An 18926-nucleotide genomic window follows, 5' to 3' on the forward strand; every position below is an offset into this window, starting at 1 on the left:
AGAGGAAGATGCGAAAATTAAACACTTTATTTAAATAGTGTGACTTCCATTAGGAAGTCACACCTGTGTGATTTAAGGACAAGGTTCTTGGTCTCAGGCACCACAAGGATCTGACCCTGAAAGCCTGCACTTGATAACAATTGGACCATCTGCACCACACCTTTCATAGGTAATATAATATTCTGTTCCTGGAAGGTTTTCATCTTGGGCCATTACTGAAGATGAAACAAAACTACTGAAAAACAGTAGTGTTAAAATGGTGCATGAATAAATTAGTTTTCTTATAATTTTATTTGTTTAGTGGTTAGAACTAATTATGTAAATATATTATTATTATTATGCAAAGGAAAGATTGAAAAATCTTAATTAATGTCATTTTCTAATATTTTGACACCAATTTTAAAAGAAACTTTTTATCCAAGTCATGATTCTATATACAATTAAATAACAATAGACTTTGAGAAAGATAAAAAATTATGAAAGTCTTCAAGTTTGTAATTTACCTTAAAAACTAGAGTATGGAATTTTTAACGTATTTCTAAGTATGCAAATTCAATTTCATTTTTACTAAAAGGTTGAATTTTTGAAATTTTTAAAAATCCGGGTGTTAAATATTGAGAATCAAATATGTCCTTCCTTTCCTGAGGCGATTTCATACAGCAATTCCCTGGACCGGTGAAGCTGGGCTTTGACTGTTCCCAAAGGCTTGTCCAGTTCTACCGCAATCTCTTCATAGGACAGTTCGTCAAAATACCTTAACTGTACCAGTTTACGGTATTTGGCAGGCAACTTGTCCACAAAAATCCTGACCATCTCTATCCTTTGGGATTTGATATATTCGTCCTGTGGATTGTTGTCATCATCCTCTACATCTATATTGACAGCATTACCCCCTTCATCACTTAGGGTGGTGTTGAGACTCATGGTTTTGAGTTTTTTCTTTCGGATGAAGTCAATAGTGTTGTTGGTGGCAATTCTGAAAAGCCAAGTCGAAAAGGTATAGTCTTTCTTGAATTTATGGAGGTTTTTAAAAGCTTTGGCAAAAGCTTCCATGGTCAGGTCTTCTGCATCGTCCGCATCCCTGATCATTTTGAGTATCATAAAATAAACAGCCTTTTTGTAGCGCTTCATCAAAGTAGCGTAAGCCTGCTGATCTTTCTCCAAGACAGCCTTGTCTATGAGTTCAAAGTCTTCTAACGCCTTATTTGAAAAGCCTCTATTATTTACTTCCATCTGACTTTTTTTGATTGGTACCCTAATGTGCCTACTATCCAAAAGTATCCTACATACATCAAGTCGAAAAATCCTGTCCAAAACACATTGGATTTTCCTTCCAGTTTTTTTCTCGCCGAAGTGACTACTGATGTCAGCAGTAAGGATCGAACAATAATTATACCTAAAATAATCAGAAAATGTTCCCAATTTTGTGCTAAACCTACGATGATAATCAAAGAAATGCCAGTCAGCCAAAACAAGATGTGTGAAAAGGGATAGATTCCTATTTTTTGCTTGTCAATTCCTTTATAGTATTTACCAGCGTGAAAATGTCTTTTTTTCTGAGTGAAGTAGGATTTCCAGGTGGTTTTCGGAGCAGAAATGGTCACGCTATCTGGATTTACCACCACAGCAGTGTTTTTGCCCGTTGCATATTGATTGACAAAAAGGTCGTCGTCCCCACCATTGATATGCCACAATCCTTTGAAGGCTTTTTTCTCCATGAAGAAACTCCTTCTGTAACATAAGTTTCTCCCAACTCCCATAAAGGGTGCTTTCCAAAGGGCAAATGAGATGTACTGAAGACCGGTCCATAAGGTTTCAAACTGAATCCATTGGTTCAGTAGTCCTTTTTTGCGCTCATATTGGGAAAAACCCAAAGCAAAGGTTTTATTGTCCTCTCTCACAGGTGCGGTCATCAATTCAATCCATTTGTCTGATTTAGGGATGCAGTCAGCATCAGTCAATAACAGGACGTCATTTTTGGCCACTTTGATACCTAGGGTGAGTGCATATTTTTTGGAAGTGACGTGTTCAGGAGTGTATTTGACTGTAACTGTGCGAAGTTTTGGGAACTTTGCCATCATTTCCTCCAAAAGGCCTCTGGTGCCGTCATTGGAACGGTCATTGATGATCATCACATCATAGTTGGGGTAATTTTGGCTACAGAGAGCAGGTATTAGTTTTTTAAGGTTTGCTTTTTCATTATGCGCCGCCACAATGACGGTTACGCCTTCAGGATTTTGTCCATGTTGATTTTTTTTGCCTTTGTAAAAAAAAGAAAAGCGTCCAAATACAATTAGAATGTAAAAAAGCTGGATAGAAAGCGCAATTAATAATACAATCCACAAAATATCTGTAACCATTCCCATACCTTTAACGGGCAAATATAAAATCAAATTGAGCATTCATTAAGAATAAGCTTATATTTTTGTGCCTGAATTAAGGAAAAAATACTAGGCGGTTTTCAAATGGCTTAGAGATCAAATATTTAGGATGAAATTCAAATTAGAACATACAGATCCCAAAAGCAAAGCAAGGGCAGGAACTATTAAAACAGATCATGGTGACATCCAAACACCGATTTTTATGCCGGTTGGTACTGCAGGTTCCGTCAAGGCTGTACATCAGCGTGAGTTGATGTATGATGTCAAGGCCCAGATTATTTTAGGAAACACTTATCATTTGTACCTAAGGCCTGGATTGGATATACTGGAGAAGGCGGGAGGTCTGCATAAGTTTAATGGTTGGTCCAAACCTATACTCACTGACAGTGGGGGCTATCAGGTGTTTTCTTTGGCAGAAAACAGGAAATTGACTGAAGAAGGAGCCGTATTCAAGTCTCATATTGACGGTTCCAAACATTTATTCAGCCCGGAGAGGGTTATGGATATTCAGCGCATCATCGGGGCGGATATTATCATGGCATTTGATGAATGCCCTCCTTATCCCTGTGATTTTGCTTATGCCAGAAAATCCATGGAACTCACTCACCGTTGGTTGAAGAGGTGTATTGACCGCTTTGACAGTTCAGAAGGGAAATATGGTTACAGCCAAACTTTGTTTCCTATTGTACAGGGATCGGTTTTTCCGGAGTTGAGAAAACAATCGGCAGAATTCATCGCTTCCTGTGAAAGGGAAGGAAATGCCATAGGCGGATTGTCTGTGGGTGAACCTGTGGAAGAAATGTACAGCATGACGGACATGGTGACAGATATTTTGCCAAAAGACAAGCCCAGATACCTGATGGGGGTGGGGACACCTGCCAATATTCTGGAAGGGATTGCTCTTGGGGTGGATATGTTTGATTGTGTGATGCCGACCCGAAATGCCAGAAACGGCATGCTGTTCACTTCAGAAGGCATCATTAACATCAGAAATGAAAAATGGAAAGATGACTTCAGTGCCATTGATCCCTATATCAATTCTTATGTGAGTTCGTTCTATTCCAAAGCTTACTTGAGGCATTTGACCATTGCCAAAGAAATTTTGGCGGCACAGATTGCCAGTATCCATAATTTAAGCTTTTATTTATGGTTGGTTGGTCAGGCGAGGGAGCATATCATAGCAGGGGATTTTGCCGTTTGGAAAAATCAGATGGTAGAAAAAGTTAGCAGGAGGTTATAATATGAAAATACTGGATAAATTAATCATCAAGGATTTTCTCAAGACTTACTTTTTTGTGGTTTTGATGCTGATTCTTATTGTCTTGGTACTTGATTTTACTGAGAAGAATGATTCTTTTATCCGTAATAAAGTTCCGGCAAAGGAAATCCTGATGTATATGGGCAATTATGGCCTGTATCTCAATAATTTGCTTACGCCTATAACGGTTTTTATCTCTGTTATTTTTATCACTTCAAAAATGGCAGGCAGAACCGAAATCATTGCCATTCTCAGTAGTGGGGTGAGTTTTATGAGGATGTTGGTGCCTTTCTTTATTGGTGCAGCGATGATAGGGATTGCCAGTTTTCTTCTGAATGGATGGGTGCTTCCAGGTGCCACTGCCGGCGTGACAGAGTTTAAATCCAGGTGGCTGGAAGAAAATAAGTTTTACACTGAAAACAATATCCATATCAAAGTAGCACCTGATGTGTATGCTTATATTTCAAGGTATTACACTTCAGGGAATACCGGTTATAGCTTTACCTTGGAGCAAATCAGAGATGGGCAGTTGATTGCCAAGCTTTCTGCTGATCGGATTGTGTGGGATACGGCCATCAATTCCTGGTCAGTCAAAAACTGGAGATTAAGGGAATTGCATGAAATGGGGGAGAAATATACTGTTGGAGAATCCCTGGATACTTTATTGTCCATCACGCCGAATGATTTTGATTTGCCGACCAATCACCATGAGACCTTAAAGCTTCCTGATCTGACCAGGCAGATTGAGGTTCTGGAAGCTAGAGGCGCGGATAATGTCAATTATTATAAAATTGAGAAATATGTCAGGTTTATGTCTCCATTTGCAGCCATTATCTTGACTTTTATAGGAGTGATCGTGTCTTCCAAAAAAACCAGAGGAGGGTCCGGTTTCCAGATTGCTTTGGGATTTATGTTGGCTTTTGTTTACATCATTATGTTTTTACTTTCGAGAACATTTGCTGAAGCTGGGACCGAGTTTCCTGTCTTGGCGATTTGGATGCCGAACCTTGTTTTTGCGGTAACTGGCCTTGTATTATACAAAACTGTTCCCCGATAATATGCAGCCTGAATCTACGGTCAAAGATTACCTGATGCTTCATTTCATCGTTTTGATTTGGGGCTTTACGGCCATTTTAGGCTTATTGATCAGCATTCCTTCACTTGAAATTGTCTTCTATAGGACTTTGATAGCCACGTTGATTTTGGGATTGATATTCATGTGGAAGAAAACATCCATAAGGGTACCCCAAAAGGAATTGACTAAAATTATTGGGACAGGTTTTATTATCTCTTTGCATTGGTTGCTCTTTTTCGGAGCAGCGAGGGTGTCCACTGCCTCTGTTTGCCTGGCGGGTATGGCGACTACTTCCTTGTGGACAGCTTTTTTGGAGCCTCTGGTTAATAAGAAAAAGATAAAGGGTTTTGAAATCTTTTTGGGATTATTGGTGATTGGTGGGCTTTATGTGATTTTCCGGTTTGAGCTGAATTACTGGTTGGGCTTGTTGATGGCTGTAGCCTCTGCCTTCTTGAGTGCTGTTTTCACTGTGATCAATGGGAGATTGACCAATCGGCACAGTCCTTATATCCTGACATTTTATGAAATGCTTGGCGCTTTTGTTTTTTCAGCGTTCTTGCTGCCTTTCTATGGTTACTTTTTTGCGCCTGAAGGTTTACAACTGGTGCCTTCATCAATGGATTGGTTATGGTTACTTTTGCTTGGAGGTGTATGTACAGTCTATGCTTTTTCTGTATCCGTAGAACTGATGCGCAGGATAACTGCCTTTGCTGTCAATCTAACCATCAATTTGGAGCCTGTTTATGGAATAATTCTGGCAGTATTGATTTTTGGAGAAAAGGAGCAAATGACCGGTGGGTTCTACCTAGGTACGCTGATCATTTTATTGTCTGTGCTGATTTATCCAGTGTACAATTATTACCTGAGAAGGAAGGCTAAGGGTAACAATCTGTTGAGGGCTTGAGAGAAGGCAATTCATTTTTGAGAATCATTTAAAATCCGGAATCATTCTACTTTTGTCCAGAAAGTGTTCAGGGTTATTTTTATGATTTTAAATTGAATTATAAAGAATTTTCAGATTGATCAGCAGCTTCTAATTTGAATTTAGCCTTGAGTGATTTTTCTATCAGCTTGTTTTTGGGCATATCCAAGTTTTTCGCATAATCCGAAAGCTTTTGGACCAAGTCATCAGGTAGTGAAGTCGTGATTATTGCCATTTTATATTTATTAATTGTAAATATAAAATGCAAATATCATTTATACATATCCTTCAAAGATAAAGTATTCCGATGGCCAATTGCCCTTTGCTGGAGTCTCTTTAAATAATCCAAATACGGTAGAACCCGAACCTGACATGGCTGCATAATAAGCCCCCATCTCATATAATTTAGCCTTGATTTCAGCTAATTCGGGGTATTGGGGAAAGATGTTTGCCTCAAAATCATTGACAAGCAATTCTCTCCAGGAGCTCTTGTCTTTCAATATTTCCTTTAGGTTGTTTTTTGGTGCTTGTGGTTTTACACCTGCATAAGCTTCTTTGGTGCCTATATGTACAGGAGGCTTGACCAATACAATATGGTCTCCCTTTAGGTTTACTTCAACAGGTTCTAGTATTTCGCCTCTTCCAGTGGCAATTTTAGGTCTGTTTTGAATGAAAAAAGGGCAGTCACTACCTAATTCTGCAGCATAATCCTCCAAAAACCAATCTTCCAAATAAAGTTCAAACAACTGATTCATCAAGGTAATTGCAAATGCTGCATCTGCAGATCCTCCTCCCAATCCGGCGCCCATTGGGATGTTTTTATGGAGGTGTATATGGACTTGAGGGATATCATTGAAATCTTTTCTCAGTAACTTTAGCGCCTTTAGAATCAGGTTGTCTTTTTCTTCTCCAGGAATGTTCAGTCCTGAGGTTTCAAAAACAGTTTTTTTATCTACGATCATTTCCAGGGCATCATATAATGGAATGGGAACCATACAGGTTTCGATGTCATGATATCCATCTCTTCTTTTGGAAGTGATATGAAGACCCAGATTGATTTTTGCGTTGGGGAAACTGATCATGCGATTAATAGACTGATGTGTTCCGTAAATATGGCAATAAAATCTTTAAATATTAATTGCTGTATGTTTATCCTAATTTCGATTCTGTTATGTAATTTCTTATTAAGTAATTTATTGATTGAAAAAAAATCAATAAAAATAAATATTTATTGAATATTATTGAAATCGAAACAAAATTCTGACAACTTGGCGTTTTTTTCATTTTTCAAAATAATATAATTGGATAAATGTTTATAAGACAGAATAAAATATTTAATAAAAATTTTTCACATACATAAAAAATATCTGTTTGTTGTAAAAAAAGAAATTAAATATTGTATCTATCAAAATTGAGGGTTAATATTGTGTCATTAATTCAATCAAGAACCATAACCGCATGTTTAACATAGTCACTCCTCTAAGCTTTATTATTCTCATTTATAATAAATGATGGGGCGCTAGACTATTGTATACAAACAACCATATAATGTTAAGTGCCTCAGATGATGAGGCACTTTTTTTATAAACCTATTTGACCTATTAAGATTAACCATGAGTTTAAAAAAATATAGTTGGGAAATCAGTCAAAATGAAGAGCATCCAGCAGGAAAAGCCATGTTGTATGCTACAGGAATGACAGATAAGCAGATGAACCAGCCCTTTGTGGGAGTAGCCAGCTGCGGGTATGAAAGTAATCCCTGCAATATGCACCTCAATGACTTTGCCGGTCTGATCAAAGAAGCCACTAGGGCTCATGGTCTGACCGGTTTGGTTTTTAATACCATTGGGATCTCAGATGGTATTTCCATGGGGACTATGGGTATGCGCTATTCCCTGGTGTCTAGGGAAATTATTGCAGACTCTATAGAATCCTTTATACTGGGGCATTCCTTTGATGCCTGCATTGCAGTGGCCGGTTGTGATAAAAATATGCCTGGAGCAGTCATGGGGATGCTTCGCATCAACAGACCTTCAATCATGGTATACGGGGGAACGATCCGTTCAGGAAATTACAAAGGCGAAAAGCTCAATATAGTCTCAGCTTTTGAGGCATATGGCAAAAGGGTGAAAGGTGAAATGAATGACCTTGATTACCAAGGTGTGATTCAAAATGCCTGTCCCGGAGCCGGAGCCTGTGGTGGTATGTACACCGCTAACACCATGTCATCCGCAATAGAAGCCATGGGCATGTCCCTGCCATACAGTTCCTCTACTCCTGCAACTGCCACTGAAAAACTGAATGAATGTCAGGAGGTATCTCAATACATCAAGATATTATTAGAAAAGGATATCAAACCAAAAGATATCGTCACTAAAAAAAGTTTGGAGAATGCAGTTCGTGTGGCTGTAGCCCTAGGAGGAAGTACCAATGCGGTATTGCATATCCTGGCAATTGCAAAAACTGCGGGTGTTGATTTCACGCTGGAAGATTTCAAAAGGGTCAATGCCGAAACCCCTTTATTGGGGGACTTCAAGCCTTCAGGGAAATTTTTGATGGAAGATCTTTTTGAACAAGGAGGCGTGCCTGCCTTTATGAAATACCTCCTGAACAACAATATGCTTCATGGAGACTGTATGACAGTAACCGGGAAAACAGTTGCAGAGAATTTAGAAAACATAGATCCGGTGGTTCCTTCTATGGTCAATGTCATCCATCCTATAGAACAGCCTTTGAAAGAAACAGGTCATTTGTGTGTGCTTCATGGTAACCTTGCGCCAGGGGGTGCCGTGGCCAAGATTTCTGGTAAGGAAGGCAAATCTTTTACCGGTCCAGCTAGGGTTTTTGATTCAGAACTGGAAGCCAATGAAGGCATAAAAAATAAATTGGTGAATAAGGGAGAGGTCATTGTAATCCGCTATATAGGTCCTAAAGGAGGTCCAGGAATGCCGGAAATGCTGAAGCCTACCTCTATGATCATCGGAGCAGGATTGGGTTCAGACGTGGCTTTGATCACAGATGGGAGGTTTTCCGGGGGAACTCATGGGTTTGTGGTAGGTCATGTGACGCCTGAAGCTTATTCCGGTGGGCCTATTGGACTGATCAAGGATGGAGATGTCATCACCATCGATGCAGATACACTTACCCTCAGCGTGGCACTAAGTGATGCTGAATTGGCAGAGAGGAGAAAAGGCTGGAAAAATAAAGACCTGTCTGACTTACAGGGTACTTTGAAAAAATACAACAAGTTGGTTTCATCCGCCTCAGAAGGTTGTGTGACAGACCAATGGGAATAAAATCAAAATAACATGATTAGAGGAGCAGATATCGTCGTCAAATCCCTGATTGCTGAAAATGCGGAATACATTTTTGGTTATCCAGGCGGGGCCATTATGCCAGTGTATGATGCCTTGTACGATTACAGTGATCAGATCAAACATGTGCTTACCCGACATGAGCAGGGAGCTATCCATGCAGCTCAGGGATACGCACGTGTTTCAGGTAAGGTTGGGGTTGTTTTGGCGACTTCGGGGCCAGGTGCGACCAACCTGATTACCGGATTGGCCGATGCACAGATTGACAGCACGCCCCTAGTCTGTATTACAGGTCAGGTAGCTGCTCACCTTTTGGGTTCTGATGCTTTTCAGGAAACAGATGTAGTTGGCCTTTCTATGCCTGGCACCAAATGGAATATTCAGGTCAGAAAAGCGGAAGACATTGCTCCTGCCATCGCCAAAGCTTTTCATATTGCGAGGACAGGCAGGCCAGGACCTGTTTTGGTGGATATAACCAAAAATGCACAGGTCGAATTTGGAGAGTTTAATTACGTCCCATGCCTGGCAATCAGATCCTACAGGCCTTATGTCAATATTGATCATACAGCTGTTGAAAAAGCTGCAGTACTCATTGATCAGGCCAAAAAACCTTATGTGCTTTATGGTCAGGGGGTAGTTTTGGCTAAGGCAGAGGAGGAACTGAAGTCTTTTTTGGATAAAACGGGAATACCTGCTGCCTCTACCTTATTGGGGTCAGGTGCGCTGTCTGAAGAACACCCTTCCTATGTCGGTAAATTAGGGATGCATGGCAATTATGCCCCGAATATTCTGACCAACCAATGTGATGTATTGATTGCTGTGGGAATGAGGTTTGATGACCGGGTGACAGGAGATCTCAGTAGATATGCCAAACAGGCTAAAGTTATCCATCTGGAACTGGATCCTTCAGAAATAGATAAAAATGTAAAAACAACAGTAGCCATTCAGGGAGACTGCAAAGTCAGTCTACCCATGCTCAAGGATGCTGTCCGGAAAAATAGCCATCCTGAGTGGATGCAGCGTTTCAGGGAATTGGAAGCCGAAGAAAGAAAGGCGGTAATGTCCAATGACCTGCACGGTACGCATGGAGGTCTTCATATGGGGGAAGTAATCCGAGTAATTAATCAATTCAAAGAAGATGATGCGGTTTTGGTGACTGATGTGGGGCAGCATCAAATGATTTCTTGGCGGTATTTTGACTACAAAAAGAGCAGGACTCAGGTGACTTCAGGAGGGCTTGGGACAATGGGCTTTGCCTTGCCTGCAGCATTGGGTGCTCAGCTACATGACTATGACAGACAGGTCATCTGTGTGGCAGGTGATGGAGGAATTCAAATGACCATACAGGAGTTGGGGACAATCATGCAGACCAAGGCTCCTGTGAAAGTAGTCTTGCTCAACAATAATTATTTGGGCATGGTGAGACAGTGGCAGCAACTTTTCTTTGATAAGCGCTATTCCTTTACGGAGTTAGATAATCCTGATTTTATCAAAATTGCTGAAGCCTATAGCTTCAAGGCCAAGAAAGTTACAGAAAGAGAAGATTTGGAAGCTACGGTTGCGGAAATGCTCCTGCATAAAGGACCATATTTTCTGGAAGTGGTGGTCGAAAAAGAAGATAATGTATTCCCGATGATTGCCACAGGTTGCTCGGTAGAAGAAGTGAGATTAAGCTAATCCAGTCCCAGCATTTATGAACCGTTATACCATATTAATTTATACTGAAAATTTTATCGGGATTCTGAATAGGATCACGATCATTTTTACCAGAAGAGGAATCAACATCGATGCGCTGACTGCCTCAGAAAGCAGGCTTGATGGTATCCATAAGATTACCATTGAAGTGACAGTCACGGAAGAACAGATTATCCAATTAACTAAGCAGATTGAGAAAATTGTAGACGTCATCAAAGCCTATTATTTCAGAGATGATGAGGTGGTCTATCAGGAAATTGCTTTATACAAAGTACCGACTGAGAGTTTGGACCCCGGGCTTGAAAAAGTCATCAGGCAGTTCAATGCCCATATCATCGCTGCGGAAAAGGAATTTGTCGTGATAGAATTCACAGGACATAAAGAAGATACCCAAGCACTATTGGAGATTTTGAAGCCTTTCAATCTGTTGGAATTCTCCCGCTCGGGAAGGGTGGCGATAGCAAAGCCCAAGTTTTCTGTTCAAGAGTATTTAAATAATCAAACCTATAATCATTAACACTATGAAACTGAAATTCGGATCAGTAGAGGAAAATGTAGTCACCAGGGAGGAATTTCCTTTGGAGAAAGCAAAAGAAGTATTGAAAGATGAGGTAATAGCCGTTTTGGGCTATGGCGTGCAGGGTCCAGGGCAGGCGTTGAACCTCAAGGACAATGGCTTCAATGTCATCGTTGGCCAAAGGAAGGGGTCTAAAACATGGGATAAAGCCGTTGCAGATGGATGGGTTCCGGGTGAAACATTGTTTGAACTCGAGGAAGCCTGCGAAAGAGGGACCATTCTTCAGTTCTTGCTTTCTGATGCTGGTCAGATTGCCCTTTGGCCTACTGTCAAAAAATACCTGACACCTGGAAAAGCCCTATATTTTTCCCATGGATTTGGAATAACCTACAAAGAGAAAACAGGAATTATTCCTCCTGGGGATGTGGATGTGATTCTGGTTGCGCCAAAAGGCTCTGGTACCTCCTTAAGAAGGATGTTTGTGGAAGGCAGAGGGTTAAACTCCTCTTATGCCATTTATCAGGATGCTACCGGCAAAGCAAAGGATAGGGTTGTTGCCTTAGGAATTGGAGTGGGTTCCGGTTATCTGTTCGAGACGGATTTTTACCGTGAGGTAACTTCTGACCTTACAGGAGAAAGAGGGACTCTAATGGGTGCTATTCAGGGAATTTTCGCTGCTCAATATGAAGTGTTAAGAGCAAATGGGCATACCCCTTCTGAAGCTTTCAATGAGACAGTGGAGGAATTGACCCAAAGTTTGATGCCTTTGGTGGCAGAAAATGGAATGGACTGGATGTATGCCAATTGTTCCACTACCGCACAAAGAGGTGCTCTGGATTGGTGGAAGCCATTTAGAGATGCGACTAAGCCTGTTTTTGAGGAACTATACAACAGTGTGAAAACTGGTAAAGAAGCCCAAAAGTCAATTGATTCCAACTCTAAGCCAGATTATAGAGAGAAGCTTGAGGAGGAATTGAAAGAATTGAGAGAATCTGAAATGTGGCAGGCAGGAGCCGTCGTCAGAAAATTAAGACCTGAAAATAACTGATACAATTATGAGTGAAAAGCTATGGATATTCGATACCACACTCCGTGACGGGGAACAGGTACCTGGTTGTCAGTTGAACACCCAGGAAAAGATAGTGGTGGCTAAGGCTTTGGAAGCACTTGGGGTAGATATCATTGAAGCCGGATTTCCCATATCCAGCCCAGGTGATTTCAATTCTGTGGTAGAAATTTCAAAAGCGGTTTCTAATCCTATCATCTGCGCCCTCTCCAGAGCTGTGGAGAAGGATATAGAAGTAGCTGCAGCTGCACTTAAATATGCCAAAAAAGGAAGAATCCATACCGGCATTGGTGTGTCTCCCTATCATATTCAATACAAATTGAGATCCACTCCTGAAAACATTATCGAGAGGGGCGTGAGGGCAGTAAAATTTGCCAAGCGATTCGTGGAAGATGTGGAGTTTTATGCGGAAGATGCAGGCAGGGCAGAACTCCCTTTTTTGGCTAAGATTATTGAAGAGGCCATCAAAGCCGGAGCAACAGTGGTTAATATCCCTGATACTACTGGCTATTGTCTTCCAGAGCAATATGGAGCCATTATCCGTTATTTGAAGGAAAACGTCTCCAATATTGACAAAGCTATCATCTCTACCCATTGTCACAATGACCTTGGGATGGCTACAGCCAATACCATTTCCGGCATTCAGAATGGGGCAAGGCAGGCCGAGCTGACCATTAACGGGATAGGTGAAAGAGCAGGGAATACCTCTCTGGAAGAGGTAGTAATGGCAATCAAATGTCATCAGAGCATTCCTGTACACACTGATATCCAAACGGAGTTGATTTATGGTACAAGCCGCTTGATCTCTAAATTGATGAATATGCCGGTACAGCCCAATAAGGCCATTGTGGGAAGAAATGCCTTTGCGCACTCATCCGGTATCCATCAAGATGGGGTGTTGAAGCACAGAGAAAATTATGAGATCATCGACCCCAAGGAAGTTGGAGTTCATGAGTCGTCTATAGTCCTTACAGCTAGAAGCGGCAGGGCTGCTCTGAAGCATCATTTGGACTCATTGGGAGTCGTTCTTGAAGGTGAAGACCTGAATAAAGTTTATGAAGATTTTCTGCTTTTAGCAGATTCCAAAAGGGATATAGGGCCGAAAGACTTATTGGAATTGGTGGGCAAATACATGGATGAGTCATCATTCATCGAGTTGGAGGAAGTGAGTTACCAGTCCAACGGAAGCGTAAAAGCCTCTGTGAAACTAAAGGTTGGGGATAAATCATATGAATCCTCGTCTTCCGGAAATGGGCCTGTAGATGCGGTCTTAAAAGCCATTGAAAAAATAGTCAAACCACATTATATACTGGAAGAATTTCTGATTCAGGCTATGACTGCCGGAAGTGATGATGTGGCCAAAGTTCACATGCGTCTGATGCAAGGAGATAAACCATATTATGGTTTTTCATCCAATTCAGACATAGTCTTGGCTTCTGCGCAGGCTTTTGTAGATGCCTTGAATAAAATACCTGTCAAAGACAAAGCGACAATCGAGTAACATGGAAAATAAAACACTATTTGATAAAATATGGAATGCCCATGTGGTCAGGTCCGTACCCAATGGGCCTGATGTTTTCTTCATTGATAAACATTTTATCCATGAAGTTACCAGCCCTGTAGCATTCCTGAATTTGGAAAAAAGGGGGGTAGGGGTACTTTACCCAGAGAGAACCATTGCTACTCCGGATCATAACGTTCCTACTGTTGATCAGGATAAATCCATCAAGGATAAACTTTCCCGCATGCAGGTAGAAAAACTGAGGGAAAACTGTAAACAATACGGAATTGAATTACATGATCTGGGTTCTGCCCACCATGGCATTGTTCATGTGATTGGTCCTGAACTGGGCGTGACCCAACCTGGAATGACCATAGTCTGTGGGGACAGCCATACTTCCACGCATGGCGCCTTTGGTGCCATTGCCTTTGGTATCGGTACTTCCGAAGTAGAGATGGTTTTGGCTACTCAATGCATCATGCAGTCTAAGCCTAAGAAAATGAGGATTACAGTGGATGGCGAACTAGGGGAAGGGGTAACTTCAAAGGATATCATATTGTATATTATATCCAAAATCTCTGCTGCGGGTGCTACGGGTTATTTTGTGGAATATGCAGGTTCTGCCATTACAAACCTCAGTATGGAAGCCAGGATGACCATTTGCAATATGAGTATTGAAATGGGGGCCAGAGGGGGCCTGATCGCTCCTGACGAAACCACCTTTGAATACCTGAAAGGAAAGCAATATGCTCCAAAAGGGGCAGACTGGGAAAAAGCTGTGGCCTATTGGAAAACACTCAAAACGGAAGAGGGAGCTGTGTTTGACAAAGAATACCACTTCGATGGCAACGATATAGAACCGATGATTACCTATGGCACCAATCCTGGTATGGGAATCAAGGTGAAAGATAGCATTCCTACAACTGAGGGTATGGAGGGAAGCAATAAAATTTCATACCTAAAGTCTTTGGACTATATGGGTTTTGCGCCGGGAGAAGCGATCAAAGGCAAAAAGGTAGACTATGTCTTCGTAGGAAGTTGTACCAATGGCAGGATAGAGGATATCCGTGCTGTAGCCAATTTTGTCAAAGGGAAAAAGAAAGCCGATAACATCACCGCATGGATTGTGCCCGGTTCCAGAGAAGTGGAGAAAATGGCCCATGAAGAGGGATTGGTGAAGATCCTTGAAGAAGCAGGTTTTGAATTAAGACAACCAGGTTGCTCTGCTTGTCTTGCTATGAACGATGACAAGATTCCTGCAGGCAAGTATGCGGTTTCTACCTCTAACAGAAATTTTGAAGGGCGTCAAGGACCCGGAGCCAGGACAATGCTTGCTTCTCCCCTCACTGTAGCTGCGGTAGCTGTAACAGGTCGAATCACTGACCCGAGGGAATTGATAGGAGAATATTCTGGTATTGGAAATTAAATTCCCAATAGCAAATAACCAATTACTCATAACTAATAAAAAAATGCCTTACGATAAATTTAATGTCTTGAAAAGTTCTGTAGTGCCTTTGCCTGCAGAAAATGTAGATACAGACCAGATTATTCCTGCGCGATTCTTAAAAGCTACTGAGCGGGAAGGCTTTGGTGATAACCTCTTCAGAGATTGGCGTTATGATGTGGAGGGAAAGCCTAAAAAGGACTTTGTGCTCAATGATCCTACTTACAAAGGTAAAATCTTATTGGCCGGTAAGAATTTCGGTTCGGGTTCAAGTAGGGAACATGCAGTTTGGGCGCTGTATGATTATGGTTTCAGGTGCGTGGTATCCAGCTTTTTTGCGGATATTTTCAAGAATAACTGTCTGAATATCGGTGTGTTACCGGTCACTGTAAGCCCCACTTTTGCCGACCTGCTTTTCAATGCTGTTGAGTCAGATCCAAATGAAGAAGTGGAAATAAACTTGGATAAGCAAACCATCACTTTAGTCAGCACTGGCCAATCAGAATCTTTCGATATCAATGCCTACAAAAAGGAAAATATGAAAAACGGCTTCGATGATATCGATTACCTGTTGAACATTAAAGGAGAGATAGAGGAGTTTGCGGAAAGAAAGTAAGGGGGATTTCGTAAGTGGGATGTCGGATTTCGAGATTTGAACCATTAAAGAGTTAAGGGAATTAAGAGGTTCATTAAGAAGGGGAATTTAAGGGCCAAGGCAAAAAAAAAGTCGGAGGCCGGAAGCTATTCCTTGATTTAGATTCACTAATCACTAATTACCAATTACTAATCCCTAATAACCAATCAACTAACATGGGCTTTCAAAGAAAAATAGAAATTATGGATACTACCCTGAGGGATGGGGAACAGACCTCTGGTGTCTCCTTTCTGCCTTCTGAGAAACTTCAGGTCGCCAAATTGCTTTTGGAGGAACTGAAAGTGGATAGGATTGAAGTTGCCTCGGCCCGTGTGTCGGAAGGTGAGATGGAAGGTGTTAAAAAAATTACCCATTGGGCAGCTGAAAAAGGATATTTAGACAGGATTGAGGTATTGGGTTTTGTGGATACCCCTGCCTCTGTGGACTGGATTACTGAGGCAGGAGGACGGGTATTGAATCTGTTGACCAAAGGTTCATTGAATCACCTTACACACCAATTGCGAAAGAGCAAAGAGCAGCATTTTGCTGAAATTGAAGAAAGCGTGGCCTATGCACGATCGAAGGGTATTGAAGTGAATGTTTACCTAGAAGATTGGTCCAATGGTATGAGGAACTCTTTGGAATATACCATGGAATTGATCAATATGTTGGCCAATAATCAGGTCCGCAGAATCATGTTGCCTGATACGCTTGGACTGTTGAGTCCCAAAGAAGTGACTTATTTTGTCAAAATGATCACCATCGAATTTCCTGATGTGCATTTTGATTTTCATGCCCATAATGACTATGACCTATCTGTTGCCAACGTGCTGGAAGCCATCTGTAATGGCGTCAGTGGTGTGCATACCACCGTCAATGGTCTAGGTGAGCGAGCAGGAAATGCTCCCTTGGAGTCGGTGATTGCCGTGATCAAAGATTTTACAGATTACAAACTGAGTGTCAAGGAAAACAAGATTTACCGTGTCAGTAAATTGGTAGAACAGTTTTCCGGGCAGCATATTCCTTCCAATAAACCCGTGGTTGGAGAAAATGTATTTACCCAGACGGCTGGTATCCATGCTGATGGGGACAATAAGAAAAACCTTTATTTCAATGACCTGATGCCGGAACGATTTGGCCGCCAAAGGAAATATGCTTTGGGGAAAACTTCTGGTAAAGCCAATATTGTCAAAAACCTCCAGGAACTTGGGATTTCTTTAGAGCCTGAAGAACTGACAAAAGTTACCCAAAGGATCATCGAACTCGGAGACAAAAAAGAAAGGGTCACCACAGAGGATTTGCCTTATATCATCTCGGATGTGCTTCAGAATAACTCCATTTCCCATCATATTTTTATAGAGGGGTATAGCCTGAGCCACAGCAAGGGTTTGAGACCTACCGTTCAGCTAAAAATGAACATTTATGGGGAAAGTTATGAAGAAGGTTCTTCCGGAGATGGGCAATATGATGCTTTTATGAAAGCATTGAGCAAAATTTACAAATCCATTCATAAAGAGCTCCCTAAGCTGATCAATTACCATGTTACCATTCCGCCTGGAGGGAAGACTGATGCCTTCGTGGAAACCGTGATCACCTGGGATTATGGCAGGATTTTCAAAACTAAAGGGCTGGATAGCGATCAGACAGTGGCTGCTTTGAAGGCAACTGAGAAAATGTTAAATATCATAGAACAATTGGATAGTAAGAAAACCGGTTCTGTAAAGAACCAAGATCAAAAAACAGAACAAGACAACCCAACTTTATATGGAAATGAATATCGCACTATTGCCGGGTGACGGCATAGGACCTGAGGTAATTGCACAGGCCGTAAAAGTGGTCAAAGCAGTAGGAAAGAAATTTGGACATACCATACATTTTGAAGAAGCGCCCGTAGGTGCGGCGGCAATCGACCTAACAGGAGATCCATATCCTGACAATACCCATGATGTCTGTTTGAGGGCAGATGCAGTGCTTTTTGGCGCCATCGGAGATCCTAAATATGACAATGACCCCAAAGCCAAGGTTAGACCTGAGCAGGGATTGTTGAGGATGCGGCAGAAGCTGGGTTTGTTTGCCAATGTCAGGCCGACTTTCACCTTTCCTTCATTGATCCATAAATCACCCTTGAAACTCGAAAGGGTAGAAGGCGTTGATTTTGTCTTCTTCAGGGAGTTAACAGGTGGGATTTATTTCGGCGAACCCAGAGGAAGGAATGAGCAGGGGACCAAGGCTTTTGATACCAATGTATATTCCAAAGAAGAGATCACCCGCTTGGCGAGGATGGGATTTGAGGCTGCACAGAAACGAAGAAAACTATTAACCTGCGTGGATAAAGCCAATGTGTTGGCTACTTCCAGGTTGTGGAGGGAGACTGTACAGGAATTGGCTCCGGAATATCCTGATGTGAAGGTGGAGTATGAATTTGTGGATGCCGTGGCCATGCGCTTGATCCAATGGCCCAAAGCTTACGATGTCTTGATCACAGAGAACCTTTTTGGGGATATTTTGACCGATGAGGCATCGGTGATTTCCGGTTCCATGGGATTGATGCCTTCGGCTTCTTTGGGTACGGATATTAAATTGTTTGAGCCCATTCACGGATCCTACCCACAGGCGGCAGGTAAAGACATTGCCAATCCATTGGCTACGGTATTGTCAGCGGCCATGATGTTTGATTATGCTTTCGGATTAAAGGAGGAAGCACAGGCCATCACCGATGTGGTGAATAAGTCTTTGGCAGAAGGAGTCGTGACAGAGGACATTGCTGAAGGCGGAAAAGCTTTTAAGACCTCTGAGGTGGGGGATTGGTTGGCGGAGAATTTGTAGAAGCGAGAAGCGAGAGACGAGAAGCGAGAAATTTCGGATTTTGGAAGGCGGATGTCGAAAAGAAGGTTTAGGAAGTTTTGAACCATTAAGGAGTTAAGGGATTTAAGGGGTTCATTAAGGTTTTTTGGATTGATGTTTTCCTTGTTGCGCTGGTTAGCTAGTGTCAAAGGCTTTTCCTTGTCATACTAAGTTTGGCAAATGTAAACTGTTGCATAATTGTCAGGATATTATTTGGTTTGTCAGGTAAGCAGGGCGCTGCTACCAGGCAAAAGCAGAAGGAGTAAGAACGTTAC

At 41.7% G+C, this 18926-nt stretch carries 16 protein-coding genes; 12 read left to right on the forward strand and 4 right to left on the reverse strand.

The window, feature by feature from the left end; genetic code table 11:
- Positions 1–621 precede the first annotated feature (621 nt).
- The gene (locus ACFFIP_RS12265; protein ID WP_382387946.1) at positions 622–1233 is read right to left on the reverse strand and encodes an RNA polymerase sigma factor; all 612 of its coding nucleotides are present in this window, start codon (positions 1231–1233) and stop codon (positions 622–624) included.
- On the reverse strand, positions 1224–2360 hold the full coding sequence (locus ACFFIP_RS12270) for a glycosyltransferase (protein WP_382387961.1): 1137 nt from the start codon (positions 2358–2360) through the stop codon (positions 1224–1226). The genes ACFFIP_RS12265 and ACFFIP_RS12270 overlap by 10 nt, the downstream gene beginning before the upstream one ends.
- Before the next feature lie 130 nt (positions 2361–2490).
- Between ACFFIP_RS12270 and tgt the strand changes: the two genes are divergently transcribed.
- Genes tgt through ACFFIP_RS12285 form a run of 3 tightly spaced genes read left to right on the forward strand, consistent with a single transcriptional unit; the run spans position 2491 to position 5618 of the window.
- Positions 2491–3621 (forward strand): tRNA guanosine(34) transglycosylase Tgt, encoded by a 1131-nt coding sequence (tgt, locus tag ACFFIP_RS12275; protein ID WP_382387947.1) that lies wholly within the window; start codon positions 2491–2493, stop codon positions 3619–3621.
- 1 nt (position 3622) lies between these two features.
- On the forward strand, positions 3623–4696 hold the full coding sequence (locus tag ACFFIP_RS12280) for an LptF/LptG family permease (protein WP_382387948.1): 1074 nt from the start codon (positions 3623–3625) through the stop codon (positions 4694–4696).
- A 1-nt stretch (position 4697) separates the two neighbouring features.
- Positions 4698–5618 (forward strand): DMT family transporter, encoded by a 921-nt coding sequence (locus tag ACFFIP_RS12285; RefSeq protein ID WP_382387949.1) that lies wholly within the window; start codon positions 4698–4700, stop codon positions 5616–5618.
- 97 nt (positions 5619–5715) lie between these two features.
- On the opposite strand, the gene ACFFIP_RS12290 is transcribed toward ACFFIP_RS12285, so the two are convergent.
- Both ACFFIP_RS12290 and ispE read right to left on the reverse strand, forming a co-directional pair.
- Positions 5716–5871: a hypothetical protein gene (locus tag ACFFIP_RS12290; RefSeq protein ID WP_382387950.1), complete on the reverse strand. Its 156-nt coding sequence runs from the start codon at positions 5869–5871 to the stop codon at positions 5716–5718.
- 40 nt (positions 5872–5911) lie between these two features.
- Positions 5912–6718 carry a 4-(cytidine 5'-diphospho)-2-C-methyl-D-erythritol kinase gene (gene ispE, locus ACFFIP_RS12295; protein WP_382387951.1) on the reverse strand — a complete coding sequence of 269 codons (807 nt, stop codon included), beginning with the start codon at positions 6716–6718 and terminating at the stop codon, positions 5912–5914.
- A 531-nt stretch (positions 6719–7249) separates the two neighbouring features.
- Between ispE and ilvD the strand changes: the two genes are divergently transcribed.
- From ilvD to leuB, 9 genes are all read left to right on the forward strand, one after another.
- Complete coding sequence (gene ilvD / locus ACFFIP_RS12300; RefSeq protein ID WP_382387952.1) at positions 7250–8932, forward strand: dihydroxy-acid dehydratase; 1683 nt, start codon at positions 7250–7252, stop codon at positions 8930–8932.
- A gap of 12 nt (positions 8933–8944) precedes the next feature.
- The gene (gene ilvB, locus ACFFIP_RS12305) at positions 8945–10627 is read left to right on the forward strand and encodes a biosynthetic-type acetolactate synthase large subunit (RefSeq protein ID WP_382387953.1); all 1683 of its coding nucleotides are present in this window, start codon (positions 8945–8947) and stop codon (positions 10625–10627) included.
- Positions 10628–10643: 16 nt separating this feature from the next.
- On the forward strand, positions 10644–11162 hold the full coding sequence (ilvN, locus tag ACFFIP_RS12310; protein ID WP_382387954.1) for an acetolactate synthase small subunit: 519 nt from the start codon (positions 10644–10646) through the stop codon (positions 11160–11162).
- A 4-nt stretch (positions 11163–11166) separates the two neighbouring features.
- On the forward strand, positions 11167–12210 hold the full coding sequence (gene ilvC / locus ACFFIP_RS12315; protein WP_382387955.1) for a ketol-acid reductoisomerase: 1044 nt from the start codon (positions 11167–11169) through the stop codon (positions 12208–12210).
- Positions 12211–12217: 7 nt separating this feature from the next.
- Positions 12218–13729 carry a 2-isopropylmalate synthase gene (locus ACFFIP_RS12320; protein ID WP_382387956.1) on the forward strand — a complete coding sequence of 504 codons (1512 nt, stop codon included), beginning with the start codon at positions 12218–12220 and terminating at the stop codon, positions 13727–13729.
- A gap of 1 nt (position 13730) precedes the next feature.
- Positions 13731–15155: a 3-isopropylmalate dehydratase large subunit gene (gene leuC / locus ACFFIP_RS12325; protein WP_382387957.1), complete on the forward strand. Its 1425-nt coding sequence runs from the start codon at positions 13731–13733 to the stop codon at positions 15153–15155.
- A 43-nt stretch (positions 15156–15198) separates the two neighbouring features.
- Positions 15199–15789 carry a 3-isopropylmalate dehydratase small subunit gene (gene leuD / locus ACFFIP_RS12330; RefSeq protein ID WP_382387958.1) on the forward strand — a complete coding sequence of 197 codons (591 nt, stop codon included), beginning with the start codon at positions 15199–15201 and terminating at the stop codon, positions 15787–15789.
- 194 nt (positions 15790–15983) lie between these two features.
- Positions 15984–17603 carry a hydroxymethylglutaryl-CoA lyase-like TIM-barrel protein gene (locus tag ACFFIP_RS12335; protein WP_382387959.1) on the forward strand — a complete coding sequence of 540 codons (1620 nt, stop codon included), beginning with the start codon at positions 15984–15986 and terminating at the stop codon, positions 17601–17603.
- Positions 17572–18633, forward strand: coding sequence for a 3-isopropylmalate dehydrogenase (gene leuB / locus ACFFIP_RS12340; protein WP_382387960.1), 1062 nt, complete (start codon positions 17572–17574; stop codon positions 18631–18633). Before ACFFIP_RS12335 ends, leuB begins: the two co-directional genes overlap by 32 nt.
- Positions 18634–18926: the final 293 nt, after the last annotated feature.

Origin of the sequence: Fontibacter flavus, assembly GCF_042432905.1 — a bacterium.
Lineage (GTDB): Bacteria > Bacteroidota > Bacteroidia > Cytophagales > Cyclobacteriaceae > Fontibacter > Fontibacter flavus.

What these genes read in the sequence shown, in the direction of transcription:
- ACFFIP_RS12265 (WP_382387946.1), bottom strand. Translation starts at nt 1,233, where the DNA reads ATGGAAGTAAATAATAGAGGCTTTTCAAATAAGGCGTTAGAAGACTTT.
- ACFFIP_RS12270 (WP_382387961.1), bottom strand. Translation starts at nt 2,360, where the DNA reads ATGGTTACAGATATTTTGTGGATTGTATTATTAATTGCGCTTTCTATC.
- tgt (WP_382387947.1), top strand. Translation starts at nt 2,491, where the DNA reads ATGAAATTCAAATTAGAACATACAGATCCCAAAAGCAAAGCAAGGGCA.
- ACFFIP_RS12280 (WP_382387948.1), top strand. Translation starts at nt 3,623, where the DNA reads ATGAAAATACTGGATAAATTAATCATCAAGGATTTTCTCAAGACTTAC.
- ACFFIP_RS12285 (WP_382387949.1), top strand. Translation starts at nt 4,698, where the DNA reads ATGCAGCCTGAATCTACGGTCAAAGATTACCTGATGCTTCATTTCATC.
- ACFFIP_RS12290 (WP_382387950.1), bottom strand. Translation starts at nt 5,871, where the DNA reads ATGGCAATAATCACGACTTCACTACCTGATGACTTGGTCCAAAAGCTT.
- ispE (WP_382387951.1), bottom strand. Translation starts at nt 6,718, where the DNA reads ATGATCAGTTTCCCCAACGCAAAAATCAATCTGGGTCTTCATATCACT.
- ilvD (WP_382387952.1), top strand. Translation starts at nt 7,250, where the DNA reads ATGAGTTTAAAAAAATATAGTTGGGAAATCAGTCAAAATGAAGAGCAT.
- ilvB (WP_382387953.1), top strand. Translation starts at nt 8,945, where the DNA reads ATGATTAGAGGAGCAGATATCGTCGTCAAATCCCTGATTGCTGAAAAT.
- ilvN (WP_382387954.1), top strand. Translation starts at nt 10,644, where the DNA reads ATGAACCGTTATACCATATTAATTTATACTGAAAATTTTATCGGGATT.
- ilvC (WP_382387955.1), top strand. Translation starts at nt 11,167, where the DNA reads ATGAAACTGAAATTCGGATCAGTAGAGGAAAATGTAGTCACCAGGGAG.
- ACFFIP_RS12320 (WP_382387956.1), top strand. Translation starts at nt 12,218, where the DNA reads ATGAGTGAAAAGCTATGGATATTCGATACCACACTCCGTGACGGGGAA.
- leuC (WP_382387957.1), top strand. Translation starts at nt 13,731, where the DNA reads ATGGAAAATAAAACACTATTTGATAAAATATGGAATGCCCATGTGGTC.
- leuD (WP_382387958.1), top strand. Translation starts at nt 15,199, where the DNA reads ATGCCTTACGATAAATTTAATGTCTTGAAAAGTTCTGTAGTGCCTTTG.
- ACFFIP_RS12335 (WP_382387959.1), top strand. Translation starts at nt 15,984, where the DNA reads ATGGGCTTTCAAAGAAAAATAGAAATTATGGATACTACCCTGAGGGAT.
- leuB (WP_382387960.1), top strand. Translation starts at nt 17,572, where the DNA reads ATGGAAATGAATATCGCACTATTGCCGGGTGACGGCATAGGACCTGAG.